Annotated in this window: 14 protein-coding genes, 1 tRNA gene and 1 other RNA gene; 9 read left to right on the plus strand and 7 right to left on the minus strand. The window is 62.7% G+C overall.

Annotated elements, in window-relative coordinates:
- Positions 1-7: 7 nt before the first annotated feature.
- Positions 8-907 carry a phosphoserine phosphatase SerB gene (gene serB, locus LC062_RS11265; protein WP_224911132.1) on the minus strand — a complete coding sequence of 300 codons (900 nt, stop codon included), beginning with the start codon at positions 905-907 and terminating at the stop codon, positions 8-10.
- A gap of 35 nt (positions 908-942) precedes the next feature.
- On the opposite strand from serB, the gene miaA reads away from it, so the two are divergent.
- Both miaA and LC062_RS11275 read left to right on the plus strand, forming a co-directional pair.
- The gene (miaA, locus tag LC062_RS11270; protein ID WP_224911133.1) at positions 943-1,872 is read left to right on the plus strand and encodes a tRNA (adenosine(37)-N6)-dimethylallyltransferase MiaA; all 930 of its coding nucleotides are present in this window, start codon (positions 943-945) and stop codon (positions 1,870-1,872) included.
- A gap of 209 nt (positions 1,873-2,081) precedes the next feature.
- Positions 2,082-2,624, plus strand: coding sequence for a GNAT family N-acetyltransferase (locus LC062_RS11275; RefSeq protein WP_224911134.1), 543 nt, complete (start codon positions 2,082-2,084; stop codon positions 2,622-2,624).
- 240 nt (positions 2,625-2,864) lie between these two features.
- Here LC062_RS11275 and LC062_RS11280 read toward each other — a convergent pair whose 3' ends face one another.
- The 3 genes from LC062_RS11280 to LC062_RS11290 all read right to left on the minus strand — a co-directional run bounded on the left by LC062_RS11280 (position 2,865) and on the right by LC062_RS11290 (position 7,188).
- Positions 2,865-4,412, minus strand: coding sequence for a 2-isopropylmalate synthase (locus LC062_RS11280; RefSeq protein ID WP_224911135.1), 1,548 nt, complete (start codon positions 4,410-4,412; stop codon positions 2,865-2,867).
- 419 nt (positions 4,413-4,831) lie between these two features.
- Entirely contained in the window at positions 4,832-5,404 is a 573-nt protein-coding gene (ilvN, locus tag LC062_RS11285) for an acetolactate synthase small subunit (protein ID WP_224911136.1), read from the minus strand.
- A gap of 17 nt (positions 5,405-5,421) precedes the next feature.
- Positions 5,422-7,188, minus strand: a complete 1,767-nt coding sequence (locus LC062_RS11290) for an acetolactate synthase 3 large subunit (protein ID WP_224911137.1) — start codon at positions 7,186-7,188, stop codon at positions 5,422-5,424.
- A 578-nt stretch (positions 7,189-7,766) separates the two neighbouring features.
- Here LC062_RS11290 and LC062_RS11295 point away from each other — a divergent pair.
- Positions 7,767-7,842 (plus strand) — tRNA-Lys (locus LC062_RS11295).
- A 225-nt stretch (positions 7,843-8,067) separates the two neighbouring features.
- Here the strand turns inward: LC062_RS11295 and LC062_RS11300 are convergent.
- Positions 8,068-8,796, minus strand: a complete 729-nt coding sequence (locus tag LC062_RS11300) for a CatB-related O-acetyltransferase (RefSeq protein WP_224911138.1) — start codon at positions 8,794-8,796, stop codon at positions 8,068-8,070.
- A gap of 394 nt (positions 8,797-9,190) precedes the next feature.
- Here LC062_RS11300 and LC062_RS11305 point away from each other — a divergent pair, with 394 nt between their 5' ends.
- From LC062_RS11305 to LC062_RS11320, 4 genes are all read left to right on the plus strand, one after another.
- The gene (locus LC062_RS11305; protein WP_224911139.1) at positions 9,191-9,919 is read left to right on the plus strand and encodes an extensin-like domain-containing protein; all 729 of its coding nucleotides are present in this window, start codon (positions 9,191-9,193) and stop codon (positions 9,917-9,919) included.
- Between the two features lie 145 nt (positions 9,920-10,064).
- A complete protein-coding gene (locus tag LC062_RS11310) occupies positions 10,065-11,924 on the plus strand; it encodes a sensor histidine kinase (RefSeq protein ID WP_224911140.1) in 1,860 nt (619 codons plus the stop codon).
- A 156-nt stretch (positions 11,925-12,080) separates the two neighbouring features.
- Complete coding sequence (locus tag LC062_RS11315; protein WP_224911230.1) at positions 12,081-13,007, plus strand: ABC transporter ATP-binding protein; 927 nt, start codon at positions 12,081-12,083, stop codon at positions 13,005-13,007.
- Positions 13,004-13,765, plus strand: coding sequence for an ABC transporter permease (locus LC062_RS11320; RefSeq protein WP_224911141.1), 762 nt, complete (start codon positions 13,004-13,006; stop codon positions 13,763-13,765). Before LC062_RS11315 ends, LC062_RS11320 begins: the two co-directional genes overlap by 4 nt.
- Positions 13,766-13,822: 57 nt before the next feature.
- On the opposite strand, the gene LC062_RS11325 is transcribed toward LC062_RS11320, so the two are convergent.
- The gene (locus LC062_RS11325; protein ID WP_224911142.1) at positions 13,823-14,617 is read right to left on the minus strand and encodes a thymidylate synthase; all 795 of its coding nucleotides are present in this window, start codon (positions 14,615-14,617) and stop codon (positions 13,823-13,825) included.
- A 95-nt stretch (positions 14,618-14,712) separates the two neighbouring features.
- Positions 14,713-15,231 carry a YHS domain-containing (seleno)protein gene (locus LC062_RS11330; protein ID WP_224911143.1) on the minus strand — a complete coding sequence of 173 codons (519 nt, stop codon included), beginning with the start codon at positions 15,229-15,231 and terminating at the stop codon, positions 14,713-14,715.
- Between the two features lie 122 nt (positions 15,232-15,353).
- On the opposite strand from LC062_RS11330, the gene ssrA reads away from it, so the two are divergent.
- Positions 15,354-15,756, plus strand: a transfer-messenger RNA (tmRNA) gene (gene ssrA, locus LC062_RS11335).
- A gap of 185 nt (positions 15,757-15,941) precedes the next feature.
- Positions 15,942-16,532: an SspB family protein gene (locus LC062_RS11340; RefSeq protein ID WP_224911144.1), complete on the plus strand. Its 591-nt coding sequence runs from the start codon at positions 15,942-15,944 to the stop codon at positions 16,530-16,532.
- The last annotated feature ends 15 nt before the right edge of the window (positions 16,533-16,547 follow it).

The following is a 16,547-nucleotide window of genomic DNA, read 5'->3' on the forward strand; positions in this document are numbered from 1 at the left end:
CGTCTTGTCAGTCGACCTCGGCAAACTCCTCGACCCCATAGCCCTGCAGGTAAAGCAGCGCCGTCAGATCGCCATGTTCGATCCGCGCATCCGCCGCCGCACCGACTGCCGGCTTGGCATGATAGGCAACCCCCAGCCCCGCCAACTCGATCATCGACAGGTCATTGGCGCCGTCGCCCACCGCAAGGGCCGCCTCGGCCGCAAGGCCCTGTTCGGCCAGAAGCTCCACGAGCCGTTGCCGCTTGGCTTCCCGTCCCAGAATCGGCTCGCCGACCTTGCCGGTCAGCTTGTCATCTTCGATCATCAGCGTATTGGCGCGATGCTCGTGAAACCCCACGGCCCTGGCGATGCGGGTCGTAAAGGCGGTGAACCCGCCGGACACGAGCGCACAATAGGCGCCATTGGCGCGCATAGTGCACACCAGCGTGCGCGCGCCGGGCGTGAGGGTGATGCTCTCCGCGATCACCTTGTCGATCACCGAGGCATCGAGGCCGGCCAGCATCCCCGCACGCTCGCGCAGGGCCGGCTCGAACTCCAGCTCGCCGCGCATCGCCCGTTCGGTAATTGCGGCGATTTCCGCCTTGCGACCGACCATCGCCGCCAGTTCGTCGATACATTCCTGGCCGATCATGGTGGAGTCCATATCGGCGATCAGCAGGCGCTTGCGCCGGCCCTCGCTGTTTTGCACAAACACATCAAGCGGCGCATCGCCGATCGCGGCACGCAGCGCCTGTTCATGCACGCCCGGATCGACAGCGCCGCCAGCGAATGCGATATCAACCGCAACACCGGGATTGAGTGTCTCGATGCCGGCCACATCGGGCAGCTCCCGGGCAAGCCGGGCGGCAAGATCATCGGTGAGCACCGGCGTCTTCGGATCGGCAAGGATCGTTGCGACCTGGGTCATCGTGCGGCAAGGTCCTTCAAAGAGGGGAAAGAGAATTGGCGGAACAGGTGGTGTTGATAGCCGGGCCGACGGCAAGCGGCAAGTCGGCGCTGGCATTGGTGCTGGCCGAGCGCCTCGGCGCGATGATCGTCAACGCCGACTCCATGCAGGTCTATGCCGACCTCGACATCCTCACCGCCCGCCCCGGCGCGGAGGACCTGGCACGGGCCGAACACCGCCTCTATGGCCACGTGGACCCGGCCCGGCGCTACTCCGTCGCCCAGTGGCTCGAAGAGGTCGGCGCGGTGCTGGACGAGGCCGCCGAACGCCAGCAGCCGGCAATCATCGTCGGCGGCACCGGGCTCTACTTCACCGCGCTGACGCAAGGGCTCTCCAGCGTGCCGCCGATCCCACCTGAGATCCGCGAGAAATGGCGCGCTGCGGCCAGCGCCCCGGCCGGCTGGCTGCACGCCAATCTGGCCGAGCGGGATCCGGCGATGGCAGAGCGTCTGAAACCGGGCGATACCCAACGGCTGATCCGCGCGCTGGAGGTCATCGAGGGAACCGGCCAGTCGCTGCTGCACTGGCAGCAGACCGCTGGCCCGGCCCGGGTGGGCCCGGAGGCACCGCGTCTGGTGCTTGCCCCGCCCCGCCCCTGGCTGCATGCCCGGATCGGCGAGCGTTTCGATGCCATGATCGCCGCCGGCGCGGTGGAGGAAGCCCGCCGTGTTTGCGCCCGCCAGCTTGCCCCCGCCCTTCCGGCGATGAAGGCCATCGGCCTGCGCGAACTTGGGGCGCTGCCTGCGGACCTTTCCGGACTGGACCACGCTTGCGAACGGTCGAAAACCGAGACCCGGCGCTTTGCCAAGCGGCAGGAAACCTTCTTTCGCGGCCAATTGGGCGACTGGCCACGCGCCGATCCGAGCAGCAGCACTCCGGAGCAGCTTGCCGCGCCCCTGGCCGAGCTGTTGGTTACTGGAAATTAACGAAAAATCGCCTTTCGGTTGAAACGCCCTGATTTTAGCACAATCCTCGGCTATCCCTCTTGCCAGCTTTTGGAGAGCGTTTCCCAGCCTGATAAAATCTCGACATCGTCGGACATCTGTCGTGATTTGGCTGTAACATCGCCTGTAGCGCGCACGGGAGGAGAAACCGTTCGCAGCGCTAGCAAAAAACATACAACAGGGAGGACGGCATGGTGGATACCCCCATCCTTGCAACGGACCGGATGATGCTGCGCACGTTCAACGCACGGGATCTGGACGATCTGCACGCATTGCACGCCGATCCCGATGTAAACCGCTATCTCGGATCCCATGAGATCATCGACAGCCGGGCCGATGCCAAGCGCCACCTCACCGATTACATCACCGGCCAGGAGCGGCGCGGCTTCAGCCAGTGGAAGGTGATCCTGCACGACGGCACCTTTGTCGGCCGGGCCGGCTTTTCGGTCTATCCGGAAACCTCCGAGGTCGCGCTCAGCATCTGCCTGATCGCCAGGTACTGGGGGCGCGGCTATGCTTCCGAACTGACCGCCGCGCTGGTCGAATGGTTCTTCGAGCGGACCTATTTCACCCATCTCATCGCCTTCGTCGCCAGCGGCAACGAGCCGGCACGGCGGATGATGGAAAGCATCGGCTTCCGTCTGCGCCAGCGCACCCGGATCAACGAGGAAGCGTTCGATTGCCTGCAGATCCTCTCGCCAGCGCTGGAACGCCGCTTCGCCAACGCCGGCTGACCTGGCCCCTTCAGGAGGGTGATGGCAGGACTTCCCTGGAAAGAGGCTCCCGAAAAACGGGCGCCAGGAATGTGACGACAAGGCACCCAGGGGGCGCTGCGTCTTCCCGGGTCGCGCTGGCGCTTGCCCGGGAAGACGCAGAATGAACCTTTGCCCTTTGTCAGCGGTCGAAAGCCCACGAAAAAGCCCCCGGCAAGACCGGGGGCTTTCTTCTTGATCGGATTGCGGCGGCGATGGCCGTCAGACCGCGCGCAGCTCGTGATGATCGGGGCGGTTCTGCCGTGCCATCAACCGGTTGAGCGCGGAAACATAGGCCCGGGCCGACGCCACCAGCGTATCGGTATCCGCACCCTTGCCGGTCGCCATGCGGCCGTTCTGCTCCAGCCGCACCGAGACTTCCGCCTGCGCGTCCGTCCCCTCGGTCACCGCGTGGACCTGATAGAGCGACAGGTTTGCCTCATGCGGCACGATCTCCTTGATGGCGTTGAAGGTCGCATCCACCGGCCCGTCGCCGGAGCATTCCCGGGTTTCGTGGCGGCCATTCACATCCATGGTCAGGATCGCCTTCTGCGGCCCGCCGGTGCCAGCGATCACCGTCAGGGCGATCACCTTGATCTGCTCGCCCTGGGTGGCGATCTCGTTCTCCACGAGCGCCTCGATATCCTCGTCGTAGATGTGCTTCTTGCGGTCGGCCAGATCCTTGAAGCGGCGGAACGCCTCCTCGAAGGCATTGTCGCCAATCTCGTAGCCCAACTCCTCCAGCTTCTGGCGGAAGGCGTGGCGGCCGGAATGCTTGCCCATCACCAGCGAGGTTTCCTTCACCCCGACGTCTTCCGGGCGCATGATCTCGTAGGTCTCGGCGTTTTTCAGCATCCCGTCCTGGTGGATGCCGCTCTCATGGGCGAAGGCGTTCTTGCCGACGATGGCCTTGTTGTACTGCACCGGAAAACCGGAGACCGCCGACACCAGCTTGGAGGCCCGCGTCACGAATTTCGGATCGACGGAACAGTCATAAGGCAGCACATCAGCGCGGGTCCGCAGCGCCATGACGATCTCTTCCAGCGCCGCGTTGCCGGCCCGCTCGCCCAGACCGTTGATGGTGCATTCGATCTGCCGCGCGCCGCCGGCGACACCGGCCAGCGAGTTGGCAACCGCCAGCCCCAGGTCGTTGTGGCAATGCACGGAGAAGATCGCCTTGTCCGCATCCGGAACCGCGTTGCGGATCGCCTCGAACATCGCCCGATATTCGTCCGGCGTGGCATAGCCCACCGTGTCGGGCAGGTTGATCGTGGTGGCGCCGGCGCGAATCGCCGCCTCGACGCAGCGGCTGAGATACGCGATCGGCGTGCGGGTGGCGTCCATCGCCGACCATTCCACATCGTCGATCAGGTTGCGCGCCCGGCTCACCGTCGAGGTGATGATCTCCAAAACCTCTTCCTCGGTCTTCTTCATCTGGAACTCCAGATGGATCGGCGAGGTGGAAACGAAGGTATGGATACGGCCGCGGCGCGCATAGCGCACCGCATCGCCTGCCCGGTCGATATCGGCATTGATCGCCCGCGCCAGACCGGCGATCACCGCCTTGTCGGCGCGCTTGGCGATTTCGCACACCGCCTCGAAATCGCCGTTGGAGGCGATCGGGAACCCGGCTTCGATGATATCGACGCCCATGTCATCGAGAATCTCGGCGACCTGCAGCTTCTCCTCCAGCGTCATCGACGCGCCGGGGGATTGCTCGCCATCGCGCAAGGTGGTGTCGAAAATTGCTACGTGATCCTGACCAGACATGGGTTCGGTGCCTTCCGTTTTGCAGCTCTCCGCCGGCTGTCGCAGTGCGAGCCTGTCACGCGGGAGCGATCGTCAGATACTTTGGGAGGGTGTCGTCATATCCCCTGAGTGCCCGCCCACGTTGATCCGGGGCAGCCGACGCTCAGGGGCTGGTAAGGAGAAGGAGACCGCCATGACGAAGGCATCCGCCGCGCGTTGCCCGCGCGTCGATCGCAAAAGCGGCGATGGTGCCAGCGGCGATCATGCGTCTCGTCCAGATCCTGTCTCACCCTCCGTCACGGCGACGGAGGCAACCTCGACAACGTTGCGTCCCACAAGTGAACGAAGCGTTAACGAGGCTCTTTGGTAGCCGATCGGCCTTGCTGTTGCAAGGCCGCTGATTGGCGCGGACCGCCTCCCAAGGGTCCGCGCCAAAATTCTCAGAGCCCTTCGGCACCCCGCTGCAGGGCGGCAACGCCGGAGCGCGACACCTCGACCAGCCCGAGCGGCTTCAGGATCGAGATGAACTGATCCACCTTGTTGGTCCGGCCGGTGATCTCGAACACGAAATGCTCGGCGGTGGCGTCGATCACCGTTGCCCGGAACGCATCGGCCAGGCGCAAGGCTTCCAGCCGCTTCTCGCCAACCCCGGCCACCTTGATCAGCGCCAGTTCCCGCTCCAGCGGCTTTTCGAAATTGCGCCCGCGCGCCTCCACCGTCAGGTTGGTCACCCGGTGGATCGGCACCAGCCGCTCAAGCTGATGGTGGATCTGCTCGATCACCAGCGGCGTGCCGGTGGTGACGATGGTGATCCGCGACAGGTGCTTCTCGTGCTCGGTCTCCGACACGGTCAGGCTGTCGATGTTGTAGCCCCGACCGGAGAACAGACCGATCACCCGGGCAAGAACGCCCGGTTCGTTGTCGACCAGTACCGATAGCGTATGGCTTTCGGGCGTTTCGGTGACCGCGGCCATGAAATAGGCGGACGGTGCGTTGAGGTTCTGCGCGTTCATCAGTCTGTCTTTCCCGTTCACACCAGTGCCTTGCCATCCGCGGAAATCGCATTGGCGATCGCTTCGTCATTGGCCTCGTCCGGCAACAACATCTCGTTATGCGCCTTCCCGGAGGGAATCATCGGGAAGCAGTTGGTGAGATTGGCCACGCGGCAATCGAAGATCACCGGCTTGGGCGTGGCGATCATCTCATCGAGCGCCGCGTCGAGATCCGCCGGCTTGTCGACCCGGATGCCATGTCCGCCATAGGCCTCGGCCAGCTTCACGAAATCGGGCAGGCTTTCCATGTAGGAATGGGACAGCCGGTTGCCGTGCAGCAGCTGCTGCCACTGGCGCACCATGCCCATGTACTGGTTGTTCAGAATGAACACCTTGACCGGCAACCCGAACTGCACGGCGGTCGACATTTCCTGAATGTTCATCAGGATCGACGCATCGCCGGCGATATCGACACACAGCGCCTCCGGATGGGCCACCTGGGCGCCGATCGCCGCCGGCAGGCCATAGCCCATGGTGCCAAGGCCGCCGGAGGTGAGCCAGTGGTTCGGCTCCTCGAAGCCGAAGAACTGCGCCGCCCACATCTGGTGCTGGCCGACCTCGGTCGAGACATAGGTCTCCCGCCCCTTGGTCTTCTCATAGAGCCGCTGGATCGCGTATTGCGGCATGATGATGTCTTCCGACGGGCGATAGGCGAGCGAGTTGCGCGCGCGCCAGCCATCGATCTGCGACCACCAGCCATCGAGCGCCGCCTTGTCGATCTGGTGCGACCCGGTGCGCCACAGCCGCACCATGTCCTCCAGCACGTGAGCAACATCGCCGACGATCGGAATATCGACGGTCACCGTCTTGTTGATCGACGAGGGGTCGATATCGACATGCACCTTCAGCGAGTTCGGCGAGAACGCATCGAGCCGGCCGGTGATGCGGTCGTCGAACCGGGCGCCAATGTTGATCATGACATCGCAGTCATGCATCGCCATGTTGGCTTCATAGGTGCCGTGCATTCCCAGCATCCCGAGCCACTGCTTGCCGGACGCGGGAAAGGCACCCAGCCCCATCAGCGTCGAGGTGATCGGCGCCCCGGTCAGCTCGACCAGTTCGCGCAGCAGCTGGCAGGCGGCCGGGCCGGAGTTGATCACGCCGCCGCCGGTGTAAAAGACCGGTCGGCGCGCATGCGCGAGCAGTTCCACCGCCCGGCGGATCGCATCCATGTCGCCCTTCACGCGCGGCCGGTAGCTCTTGTGCGCCACATGCCGCGGCCCTTCGTATTCGCCGGTGGCGAACTGGACATCCTTGGGAATGTCGATCACGACCGGGCCGGGCCGGCCGGTGGTGGCGACATAGAAAGCCTCGTGCAGAATACGCGGCAGATCCTCCACCCGGCGCACCAGCCAGTTGTGCTTGGTGCAAGGGCGGGTGATTCCCACCGTGTCGCATTCCTGGAAGGCGTCATTGCCGATCAGATTGGTCGGGACCTGGCCGGTGATGCAGACCATCGGAATGGAATCGAGCATCGCGTCCGCCAGGGCGGTGACCATGTTGGTGGCACCGGGACCGGAGGTCACCAGGACGACGCCCGGCTTGCCGGTGGAGCGGGCATAGCCCTCCGCCGCGTGCCCGGCGCCCTGCTCGTGCCTTACCAGAACATGCCGCACCGCGTCCTGCTGGATAATCTCGTCGTAAATCGGAAGCACGGCGCCACCGGGATAGCCAAAAACATGCTCAACCCCTTGGTCCTTGAGTGCCTGGAGCACCATCTCGGCGCCGGTCATCTCGCGCTTCATGTCTAAAGTCCTCGATTATCGCAACGTGCGGTTCGCTTCATGTCTTCGTTCACGGCCATGCCCTGCGCAGTGGCTTCGGGCAATAAAAAAGGCCCCCGAGGAGGCCTTGACGCGCGCTGTCGTTCCGGGAAGGGGATCACATCCCCCCGGCAGCGCGCTTCCCTACTACAAGAATGAGCCCGATGCCCATCATCGCCATAGCCTTTCGAACAGGTGTCACCCTGGCAGGGTCGCAACACAATCCCGCGACATCTGCTCTTGGTGCGGCGCAAGGTAGACGCCCCCCGGGAGAGGGTCAAGCGCACTTGTCAGGAAATTTCGTAAAAATGCGCCCGGGCTTGCCGAAAGTTTCGGCCCCTTCTTTTCATGCCTCTGACCCCGGTCACGCCGCGCTTTTTTTCCAAGGCGCCGGAAACCGGCAAATTCCTGCGACATTGCGAAGTTTTCCCCAGCCCTGACACGATCACAGCGATTTTATTTCAGGTTTCGCTTGAAAGCACCGGGCCAGCTTTGTATATACCCGATCCAGACGGGCGGCGCGGAACGCACCACCGCCCGGCGACGCCGAAACGGCGAGTGGGTGTATAGCTCAGTTGGTAGAGCAGCTGACTCTTAATCAGCCGGTCCTGGGTTCGAATCCCCGTGCACCCACCACTCCCCCCTTTCAAAAGACACGGACAAGGTCACCGGACGCGCGCGGCAAGGAGCAGCGCGGGATATGTCTGTTTGCACCTCCCGCCCATGGACGCTGCACCGGAAGGAGGACCAATGCACTGCATGTCTGCATGTCTGCATGTCTGCCCCCCTCACAACGAACCATCCGCTTTATCTTCGCTCCGAAGCCACCCCCGAAGAAGATGAAGAGAATGCGAAACGCCCTCAAACGGCGTCTTCAAGACGATCTAAAGGTGACTCATTCATAATTTTCCCATTAACAAACGTAAGCTCATCAAAATCAATTTTCATTATATCGCCGCACTTCACATGACGTTCAATCAAATCGATGGATTTATTTACGTCAGAGTATGATATTCCTTTTAGGACACGCCTATCGAGCTTATAATTCCACCAATTCAACCTTTTTATTCTCTCAATTACCCCTTCATCAAATCTGGTTTTTATCACTCTCGCTGGACTTCCAGCGACAATCGAAAATGAAGGGACATCGCGCACAACAGAACTATTGGCCGCGATGATTGCACCGTCCCCAATCTTCACACCTCTTTTGATAAAAGCCCTCGCACCAATCCAAACATCATTTCCAATAGTAGTGCGCAATGCGTTCGGCGCGTACGGCTCCGGAACCATGATATCCATGTAATCTTGCGAGTGCGCCATCGTGCCCGTATCACCAAAAACAAATGGATGGGTACTAAACCAGTCAACTGGATGCTCAAAAGGCGCAATAATAACATCATGAGCTATAGAGCAATATCTACCTATATCAGAATTATAGCAAATTACATTTACATTTCCGTAGCTAAATGCACCAATCTTATTCAAAGAACCGCGAAAATTTATACTACTGATTATTGCAGGTCGCTCGACGCGTAAAGTCCCAGCACCCATTTTCAAAGGACGCTCTCTCAATGGGATATTTTCAATCATTACAACCTCCTTAAAGTTGCAAACTTTAACAACTTGAAGGACGTCGTCAACTTGAATATGTACCAATACACGAAAGTCCCGAGCGCACGTTTGCAGAAACCGCATCTGAGCCTCAGCAGACGTTTTACAGTCAGTCTCGCCTTCTCATATTCGATGTATAGACAGGGTTTTACAGCGCGGATCTCCCTCGACGAAGGACCCGCGCAGTAACAGCGTGGAAGGACAGTCGGGCCTGATGCCCAGATCATGCCTTCATTCGATCCCACCGACAGCGAATGCCGGCATCTGAGAAAATGCTACGATCTCCAACTCCGGTTTGCGGTCGAAGTCCTGCGTTATGCCTGATATCTATCGCTACAGCCCGTGCTTGGACACCCTCCCGGAAGGAAGACTGATGCACCGCATGTCTGACCGCGCCTCCGTATGGCGGATCGCCCGGCTGGCGGCGTTCATTGCCTTCTGCCTTGCGCTTGCTCCCCTCCCGCTTAGGGCTACGCCCGGACCGGTTCCGCTGCCGCCGGTCAAACCCGCCATGGTCGCCGCCTCCTCGGCCGGCATCAGCCCGCCGAAAGCGCTCGCCCCCACGGAGCAAGGCTGCTTCGCGCGGCTCACGGCTCTTGGCGCCGCGTTTCGCCCCCTACCGCCGGTCGCCACGGCAAAAGGGTGCCGCATCGACACACCGGTCTCCCTGTCCCGCGTCGGCGACACCACCCTCTCACCGCCCGCCACCCTTGCTTGCGAAACCGCCCTGCGCTTCGCCGAGGTCTCGCGCGACATCTTCACGCCGTTGGTGCGGGATCTGAAGGGCCGGTCCATCGCGACGATCCATGTCGCCGCGTCCTATGCTTGCCGGGGCCGCAACCGGCGGCCGGGTGCCAAGCTCAGCGAACACGCCTTCGGACGCGCCATCGACGTGCGCGCGCTGACGCTGGATGACGGTACGAGTTGGGCGGTGGAACCGCGCTCGCGCCTCAACCCGCGCTGGACCGCACGCCTGCAGCGGCGCTTGCGGGCCGGGGTCTGCGGCCCCTTCACCACCGTCCTTGGACCGGGCTCGGACAAATACCACGACGACCATATTCATATGGATCTGGCGCGCCGGCGCAGCACCTATTGCAAGTAGCGACTGATCTCCGTAATCCGCAGCCCCTCCCCGGAGCAACGATATTGCCTCGGACACCGGAAAGAGTAACGTGGCGACAAGGGGGCGACCGTGACGGCGAGGCGCTTCAAGTTCGCCATGGCCAGCCTCCTTGCGGCCTGGCCGCATGACTGCCATCGACGCCTTCACCGGATCGCCCATGACCTCCCTGCTCGACTACCTTTTCGGTGCCGCCTCCTTTGTTCCGCATGGGGTGTGCCTGTTGTGGCGCCCGGATCTGGTCGCCATGCACGCGGTGTCCGACGCGCTGATCGCGCTGGCCTACTTTGCCATACCGGTCGGTCTGTGGCGTTTCCTCAGGCGACGACGGGATCTGGACGAGGGGTCGCGCCGGGTCATCATGCTGTTCTCCCTGTTCATTTTCGCCTGCGGGGTGACGCATACGGCGGGCCTGGTCACCCTCTGGGTGCCGGCCTATGGCGCGCAGGGCCTCCTCAAGGCCGTCACCGCCGCGATCTCGATCTTCACCATGGTTGTCTTCTGGAGGCAGATCCCTGCCTTGCTGGCATTGCCGACCCCGGCGCAACTGCGCAAGGCCAACGACCAACTGGCGAGAATCAACCGCGGGCTGGAGGAAACCATCGCCTACCGCCGCTTCGACCTGACCATCGCCGCCGACCGGATCAAGGACATTGCCGCCAGTGGCAATGTCACCGCCTTCGCTCAGAACACACGCCTCGACTACATCTGGACCCACCATCCCTCGCCGGAAGGCGGGGCGCTGCCGGAGCACAGGACACCCACCGACCGCGAGCTGTTGCCCGAACCGCTTGCCGCCGCCGCCGATGCGGTCAAGCGCCGGGTTCTGGAAAGCGGGCGCAGCGAGATCGCCCGGCTTGGGCCGCTCCGGGAGGGGGGAGACGGCGAGCGGCGGGTCTGGAACCTGCGGGTGCGCCCCACCACCGATATGACCGGTGAACCGGACGGCGTTTTCTGCACCTTGCGGGATATCTCCCGCGAGAGTGCGCAGGAGGCCACCCTTGCCGACTGCAACAGCCGGCTGAAACAGTTGAAACACCGCTACGACCTGGCGCTGGAAAGCGCCCGCATCACCGTCTTCGAGCAGGACACGGACCTGCGCTATCGCTATGTCCACAATACCCAGCGCGGGCACGCGCCCGACGACTATCTCGGCAAGACCGATGCGGAGTTGTTCAGCGAGGCCGATTGTTTCAACATTCTCCCCATCAAGACCAATGCCCTGCAGACCGGAGAGCGCCAGCGCATCGAACTCGACATCAACAGCGGCCTTGACCGCCGGACGATCCGCATCACCATCGACCCTTGCCGGGACGCCGACGGCACCATCACGGGCATCATCGGCACCTCCGAGGATCTGACCTCACGCCGCAAGATGGAGGACCGGCTGCGCCTGACCATGCGCGAGCTGAACCACCTGTCCGAGACCATGCTGGCGACCGTCCGCTCGCTGGCGGAGCAAACCGCCGCCAGTACCGCAACGCTCGACGCCTTCATGCGCGGGTTTAGCGCACGGCTCAGGGCTCTGGCCGTCTCCCAGGAGCTTCTGGCCTCCCGATCCTGGTATGGAGCAGAGCTTGCCCAGTTGCTGCGCGCCCATCTCGGCGAGGTCCGCGATACGGCAAGACGGATGGTACGGATCGACGGCCCGCCGCTGCATGTCAACGCCGACACGGCGCAAGAACTCGGTCTGTTCTTTCACGACCTTCTCGCCCATGCGGTGCAGCATGGCAGCCTTTCCGTGGCAACCGGCTCGGTCGATGTGCACTGGGAGATTCGGGAGACCACCGTCTGCCTCACCTGGCAGGAGCGGAACGCACCGGAGCATCTCCAGGAACGGGACACACAGCCCCCCACCTGCTTCACCGCAGAGCTTTGGCGCCAACGGGTAAAGACCGCCCTTGCCGGCACAATCGCAGCGGCAAGCACCGCGAACGGCCTGTCTTGCACGATCACCTTCCCCACGGACAGGCTGGTCGGCGGATAGCGCCAGAACCCACCGGCACCGGCGCACGGCTGCGTATTGGCGGTTGATGCCGACAGCGGGCTCTATATGCTGCGGCGAACGTTGGCACCGTCGGCCCCTCGCCGATTGTGCTGCGGCCTCATGAACACCCCCTCACCGCACGGGTTCCTTGCGCAGATGTCCTCGATCCTCTCCATTTCCAACCTGTCCAAGACCTATGACAGTGGCTTCCAGGCCCTGAAGGCGGTCAATCTGGAGATTGAACGCGGCGAGCTGTTCGCCTTGCTCGGCCCCAATGGCGCCGGCAAGACCACCTTGATCAGCATCATCTGCGGCATTGTCACCGCCTCGTCCGGCAAGGTAACCGTCGATGGCCATGACATCATCCGCGAGTTCCGCGCCGCCCGGTCGATGATCGGCCTCGTGCCGCAGGAGCTGACCACGGATGCATTCGAGACCGTCTGGGACACGGTCAATTTCAGCCGCGGCCTGTTCGGCAAGGGCAAGGACCCCGATCTGGTGGAACGGGTCCTCAAGGATCTCAGCCTGTGGGACAAGAAGGACAACCGGCTGATGACGCTCTCCGGCGGCATGAAGCGCCGGGTGCTGATCGCCAAGGCGCTGGCCCACGAGCCACGCCTGTTGTTCCTCGACGAACCGACCGCCGGGGTCGATGTGGAGTTGCGCCGTGACATGTGGCGCGTGGTCCGGCGGCTGCAGGAAACCGGGGTGACGATCATCCTCACCACCCATTACATCGAAGAGGCGGAGGACCTTGCCGATCGGGTCGGCGTGATCAACAAGGGCGAGATCATCCTGGTGGAGAACAAGGCCGAGCTGATGCACAAGCTGGGCCGCAAGCAACTGACCCTGCATCTGGCCGAGCCGATCGCCGCGATCCCCGATGCCCTGGCCGAACACCAGCTTGAGCTTCAATCAGGCGGCGAAGCCCTCGTCTACACCTATGACACACGGGGCGAGCGCACCGGCATCACCGCGCTTTTGCAGGACATTCACGCGGCCGGCATCCGCTTCCGCGATCTCAACACCAAACAGAGTTCGCTCGAAGAGATTTTCGTCGATCTCGTGAAGGCTCCGTCATGAACCTTTATGCCATCAACGCCATCTACCGTTTCGAGATGGCCCGCACCGGCCGCACCCTGTTCCAGAGCATCATCTCGCCGGTGATCTCCACATCGCTCTATTTCGTCGTCTTCGGCGCGGCCATCGGCTCGCGCATCAGCGAGGTCGACGGGGTCAGCTACGGCGCCTTCATCGTGCCGGGGCTGATCATGCTGTCGCTGCTGACCCAGAGCCTGTCGAACGCCTCCTTCGGCATCTATTTCCCGCGCTTCACCGGCACCATCTACGAGGTGCTGTCCGCGCCGGTCTCCTATCTGGAAATCGTCATCGCCTATGTGGGCGCGGCGGCAACCAAATCGATCATCGTCGGGCTGATCATCCTGGCCACCGCCGGGCTGTTCGTGCCGCTGGAAATCCAGCATCCGGGCTGGATGCTGCTGTTCCTGGTGCTGACCTCGGTCACCTTCGCCCTGTTCGGCTTCATCATCGGCATCTGGGCCGGAAACTTCGAACAGCTGCAACTGGTGCCGCTCCTGATCGTCACCCCGCTCGCCTTCCTGGGCGGCAGCTTCTATTCGATTTCCATGCTGCCCCCGGCGTGGCAGACGGTGACCCTGTTCAATCCGGTGGTCTATCTGATCAGCGGTTTTCGCTGGAGCTTCTATGGCATGGCGGATGTGGGCGTCGGCGTCAGCCTGGCCATGACGCTGCTGTTCCTCGCCATTTGCATCGCCATCATCGCCTGGATCTTCAAGACCGGTTACCGGCTGAAATCCTGACGAAAATCAAGCGCTCCCGCCGACCCGGCGACTGACCGGCGGCGGGGCGCCGCCGCCTCACACCGCGATCGGCGCGCTGATATGCGGATGCGGATCGTAGCCTTCGAGGGTGAAATCCTCGAAGCGGAAGGCGAACAGATCCGTCACATCCGGATTGAGCACCATTTTCGGCAGGGGCCGGGGATCGCGTGCCACTTGTGTGCGCGCCTGATCCAGATGGTTGAGGTAAAGGTGCGCATCGCCCAGGCTGTGCACGAAATCGCCCGGCTCATAGCCGGTGACCTGCGCCACCATCATGGTCAGGAGAGCATAAGAAGCGATGTTGAACGGCACGCCGAGAAACACATCCGCCGAGCGCTGGTAAAGCTGGCAGGACAGGCGCCCGTCGGCGATGTGGAACTGAAACAGCGCGTGACAGGGCGGCAACGCCATCTCATCGACCAGCGCCGGGTTCCAGGCAGAAACGATCAGCCGGCGGCTGTCCGGATTGCGGCGGATCTGCTCAAGCAGATTGGCGATCTGGTCGATGCTCTCGCCGCCCGAGGCCGGCCAGGAGCGCCACTGATAGCCGTAGACCGGGCCGAGATCGCCATTTTCATCGGCCCAGTCGTCCCAGATCCGCACCCCGTTTTCCTTGAGATAGCGGATGTTGGTGTCGCCGGCGAGAAACCACAGAAGCTCGTGAATGATCGACTTCAGATGCAGTTTCTTGGTGGTGACGAGCGGAAACCCCTTCGACAGGTCGAACCGCATCTGATGGCCGAACACGGACCGGGTGCCGGTGCCTGTCCGGTCGCTTTTTTCGCTGCCCTCATCGAGGATCCGCTGCATCAGATCGAGATATTGCTGCACGGGATATCGCCACGCCTTGATTGATCGACTCGTTGCGCGATGGTGACCCGCCGGCCCGCATCAGGCAAGCAGCGCCATGTGCCAAACCGGCGTTTTCAACGATCTGCCCCGCCGCGCGCCCACTCCACCAATCCCGGCCAATTCTCCTCCGACTTGACGATGAAGCCGGGAATATCCTTGCGCCAGCGGATCTGAACCGCCCGGTCGTAGTTGAGATAAAGCCGTCCCTCGACGATATCCCAATAGGCCGGATCGCCCTTGGCCAGGTTCCCTTGCGCCACGGCCCAGGCACAATAGCCGCCATAGGCCGGCGCATAGGCTTGCGGATCGGCCAGAAACCGGTCCCGGTTTTCCGCATTGGCGAAATACCAGCTCGCGCCGCGATAGGAGGTGGCGATCTCCGGCGACCCTGGCCTTGGCCCGCCATCGGTGAAGTAGGAGACCGGATCGTAGCCACCCACCGCCACCCCGTCGATGATCCCGGTGAACACCGGCCCGGTATCGGCTGAGCCGCCAAGGCCGAACCAGCCCCGCCCCGTGAACGCCGCCAGACTCGCCAGAAGAACGAAACCGCCCGCGCCGATCAGCACCCCGCGCCGTGTCCGCTGCCGCATGCTGCTCCCTTTCCCTTCCCCGGCCCCTGCACTCGCCGTCACCATAGCGCCGGCAACCGACATCGCCCAATGACGTCAAGTCACAAGGCCGGCACCCCTGGTGATGGAAATTCGTCACTCCGCCCCTTTTCTCCGCCCCGACAAGTCCTTATATTGCGTGGTGCCGGTGCAAGCTGGCTATGACGATAAACGAGTTACGTAATAAGCCTATCGGACCCGGGGGCGGTACCCGGCGCCTCCACCAAAGCCCGTCGTGTCATGGCGTGTCGCCTGGGCGCATTGCCAGGGCGGACAGCCCGGAACGGCGGGTTTTGGCGGGGGCGAAATAGGATCGACGAGGGTGTAAAGGTAATTTCTTCGTTCGGCATGGTACCGCCGTTATCGGGCCGAATCAGTAGTTGCAAATGACAACTCTGCTATGGACAACGCTGTCGCCGCGTAATGCGGTGCCGGTAGTCCTTTAAGTCCTGTTGGTTAGCCCCTTCAGGCGGGGTCCGGAGGCACCTGGCAACAGAAGCCTCCACTTCTTTCCTCCAGAGTGCCGGACCGGTGAAATCCATGAAAATTCAGGAACTTCACCTACAATCACACTGAGGTCGCCGGCGCGCCAACCCGGAAGACCGGCAAAGGCGTGATCGAAGCCTTTTCATTTGCCCCTTGTCGCGCCATGTTTGGCGAAACACCGACTCAACCCCCGGCAGTTGCGAGCGATGGCCGAAGATCTCATCCGATACGATATCGTCATTCAGGACGCGCTGCGCGGCGCCGTCCGGAAGATCCTCACCGAGGTCGCCCGGATCGGCTTGCCCGGCGAGCACCATTTCTACATTGCCTTCGATACCAATGCCCCGGGCGTGCGGATCTCCTCGCGCCTGCACGAACGGTACCCGAAGGAAATGACAGTGGTGCTTCAGCATCAGTTCTGGGACCTCAACGTCACCGAACACGCCTTTGAAGTGGGCCTGTCCTTCGGTGGCATTCCAGAAAAGCTGTTCGTGCCATTCTCCTCGATCAAGGGCTTCTTCGACCCTTCCGTGCAGTTCGCGCTGGAATTCGAGCCCGGCAAGACCGCCGAGGAGCTGCCCGAGGATCTGGTCGATGCGGCCCGCGCCCAGGCTCGCGCGGAGGCGACCCTGACCGAGGTCGAGCAAGCGACGAGCAAGGACGACGAGGCCGGCGCACCGGCCGCAGCTCCGGCTGCCAAGGCCACCGAGGCAGAGGACGCGGACGAAAACGCGGAGAAAACCGACACCAGCGGCGCCGATGTGGTCTCGCTCGACGCCTTCCGCAAGAAGACCTGACCCACCGGGTTGGCA

The sequence above is a fragment of the Stappia indica genome (assembly GCF_020177335.1).
Taxonomy (GTDB): Bacteria; Pseudomonadota; Alphaproteobacteria; order Rhizobiales; family Stappiaceae; genus Stappia; species Stappia indica_B.

Coding starts and splice junctions, on each gene's coding strand:
- ilvN (WP_224911136.1), bottom strand. CDS start 5,404: ATGAACGCGCAGAACCTCAACGCACCGTCCGCCTATTTCATGGCCGCG.
- serB (WP_224911132.1), bottom strand. CDS start 907: ATGACCCAGGTCGCAACGATCCTTGCCGATCCGAAGACGCCGGTGCTC.
- LC062_RS11340 (WP_224911144.1), top strand. CDS start 15,942: ATGGCCGAAGATCTCATCCGATACGATATCGTCATTCAGGACGCGCTG.
- LC062_RS11320 (WP_224911141.1), top strand. CDS start 13,004: ATGAACCTTTATGCCATCAACGCCATCTACCGTTTCGAGATGGCCCGC.
- LC062_RS11330 (WP_224911143.1), bottom strand. CDS start 15,231: ATGCGGCAGCGGACACGGCGCGGGGTGCTGATCGGCGCGGGCGGTTTC.
- LC062_RS11305 (WP_224911139.1), top strand. CDS start 9,191: ATGCACCGCATGTCTGACCGCGCCTCCGTATGGCGGATCGCCCGGCTG.
- LC062_RS11280 (WP_224911135.1), bottom strand. CDS start 4,412: ATGTCTGGTCAGGATCACGTAGCAATTTTCGACACCACCTTGCGCGAT.
- LC062_RS11315 (WP_224911230.1), top strand. CDS start 12,081: ATGTCCTCGATCCTCTCCATTTCCAACCTGTCCAAGACCTATGACAGT.
- LC062_RS11275 (WP_224911134.1), top strand. CDS start 2,082: ATGGTGGATACCCCCATCCTTGCAACGGACCGGATGATGCTGCGCACG.
- LC062_RS11300 (WP_224911138.1), bottom strand. CDS start 8,796: ATGATTGAAAATATCCCATTGAGAGAGCGTCCTTTGAAAATGGGTGCT.
- LC062_RS11310 (WP_224911140.1), top strand. CDS start 10,065: ATGACTGCCATCGACGCCTTCACCGGATCGCCCATGACCTCCCTGCTC.
- LC062_RS11290 (WP_224911137.1), bottom strand. CDS start 7,188: ATGAAGCGCGAGATGACCGGCGCCGAGATGGTGCTCCAGGCACTCAAG.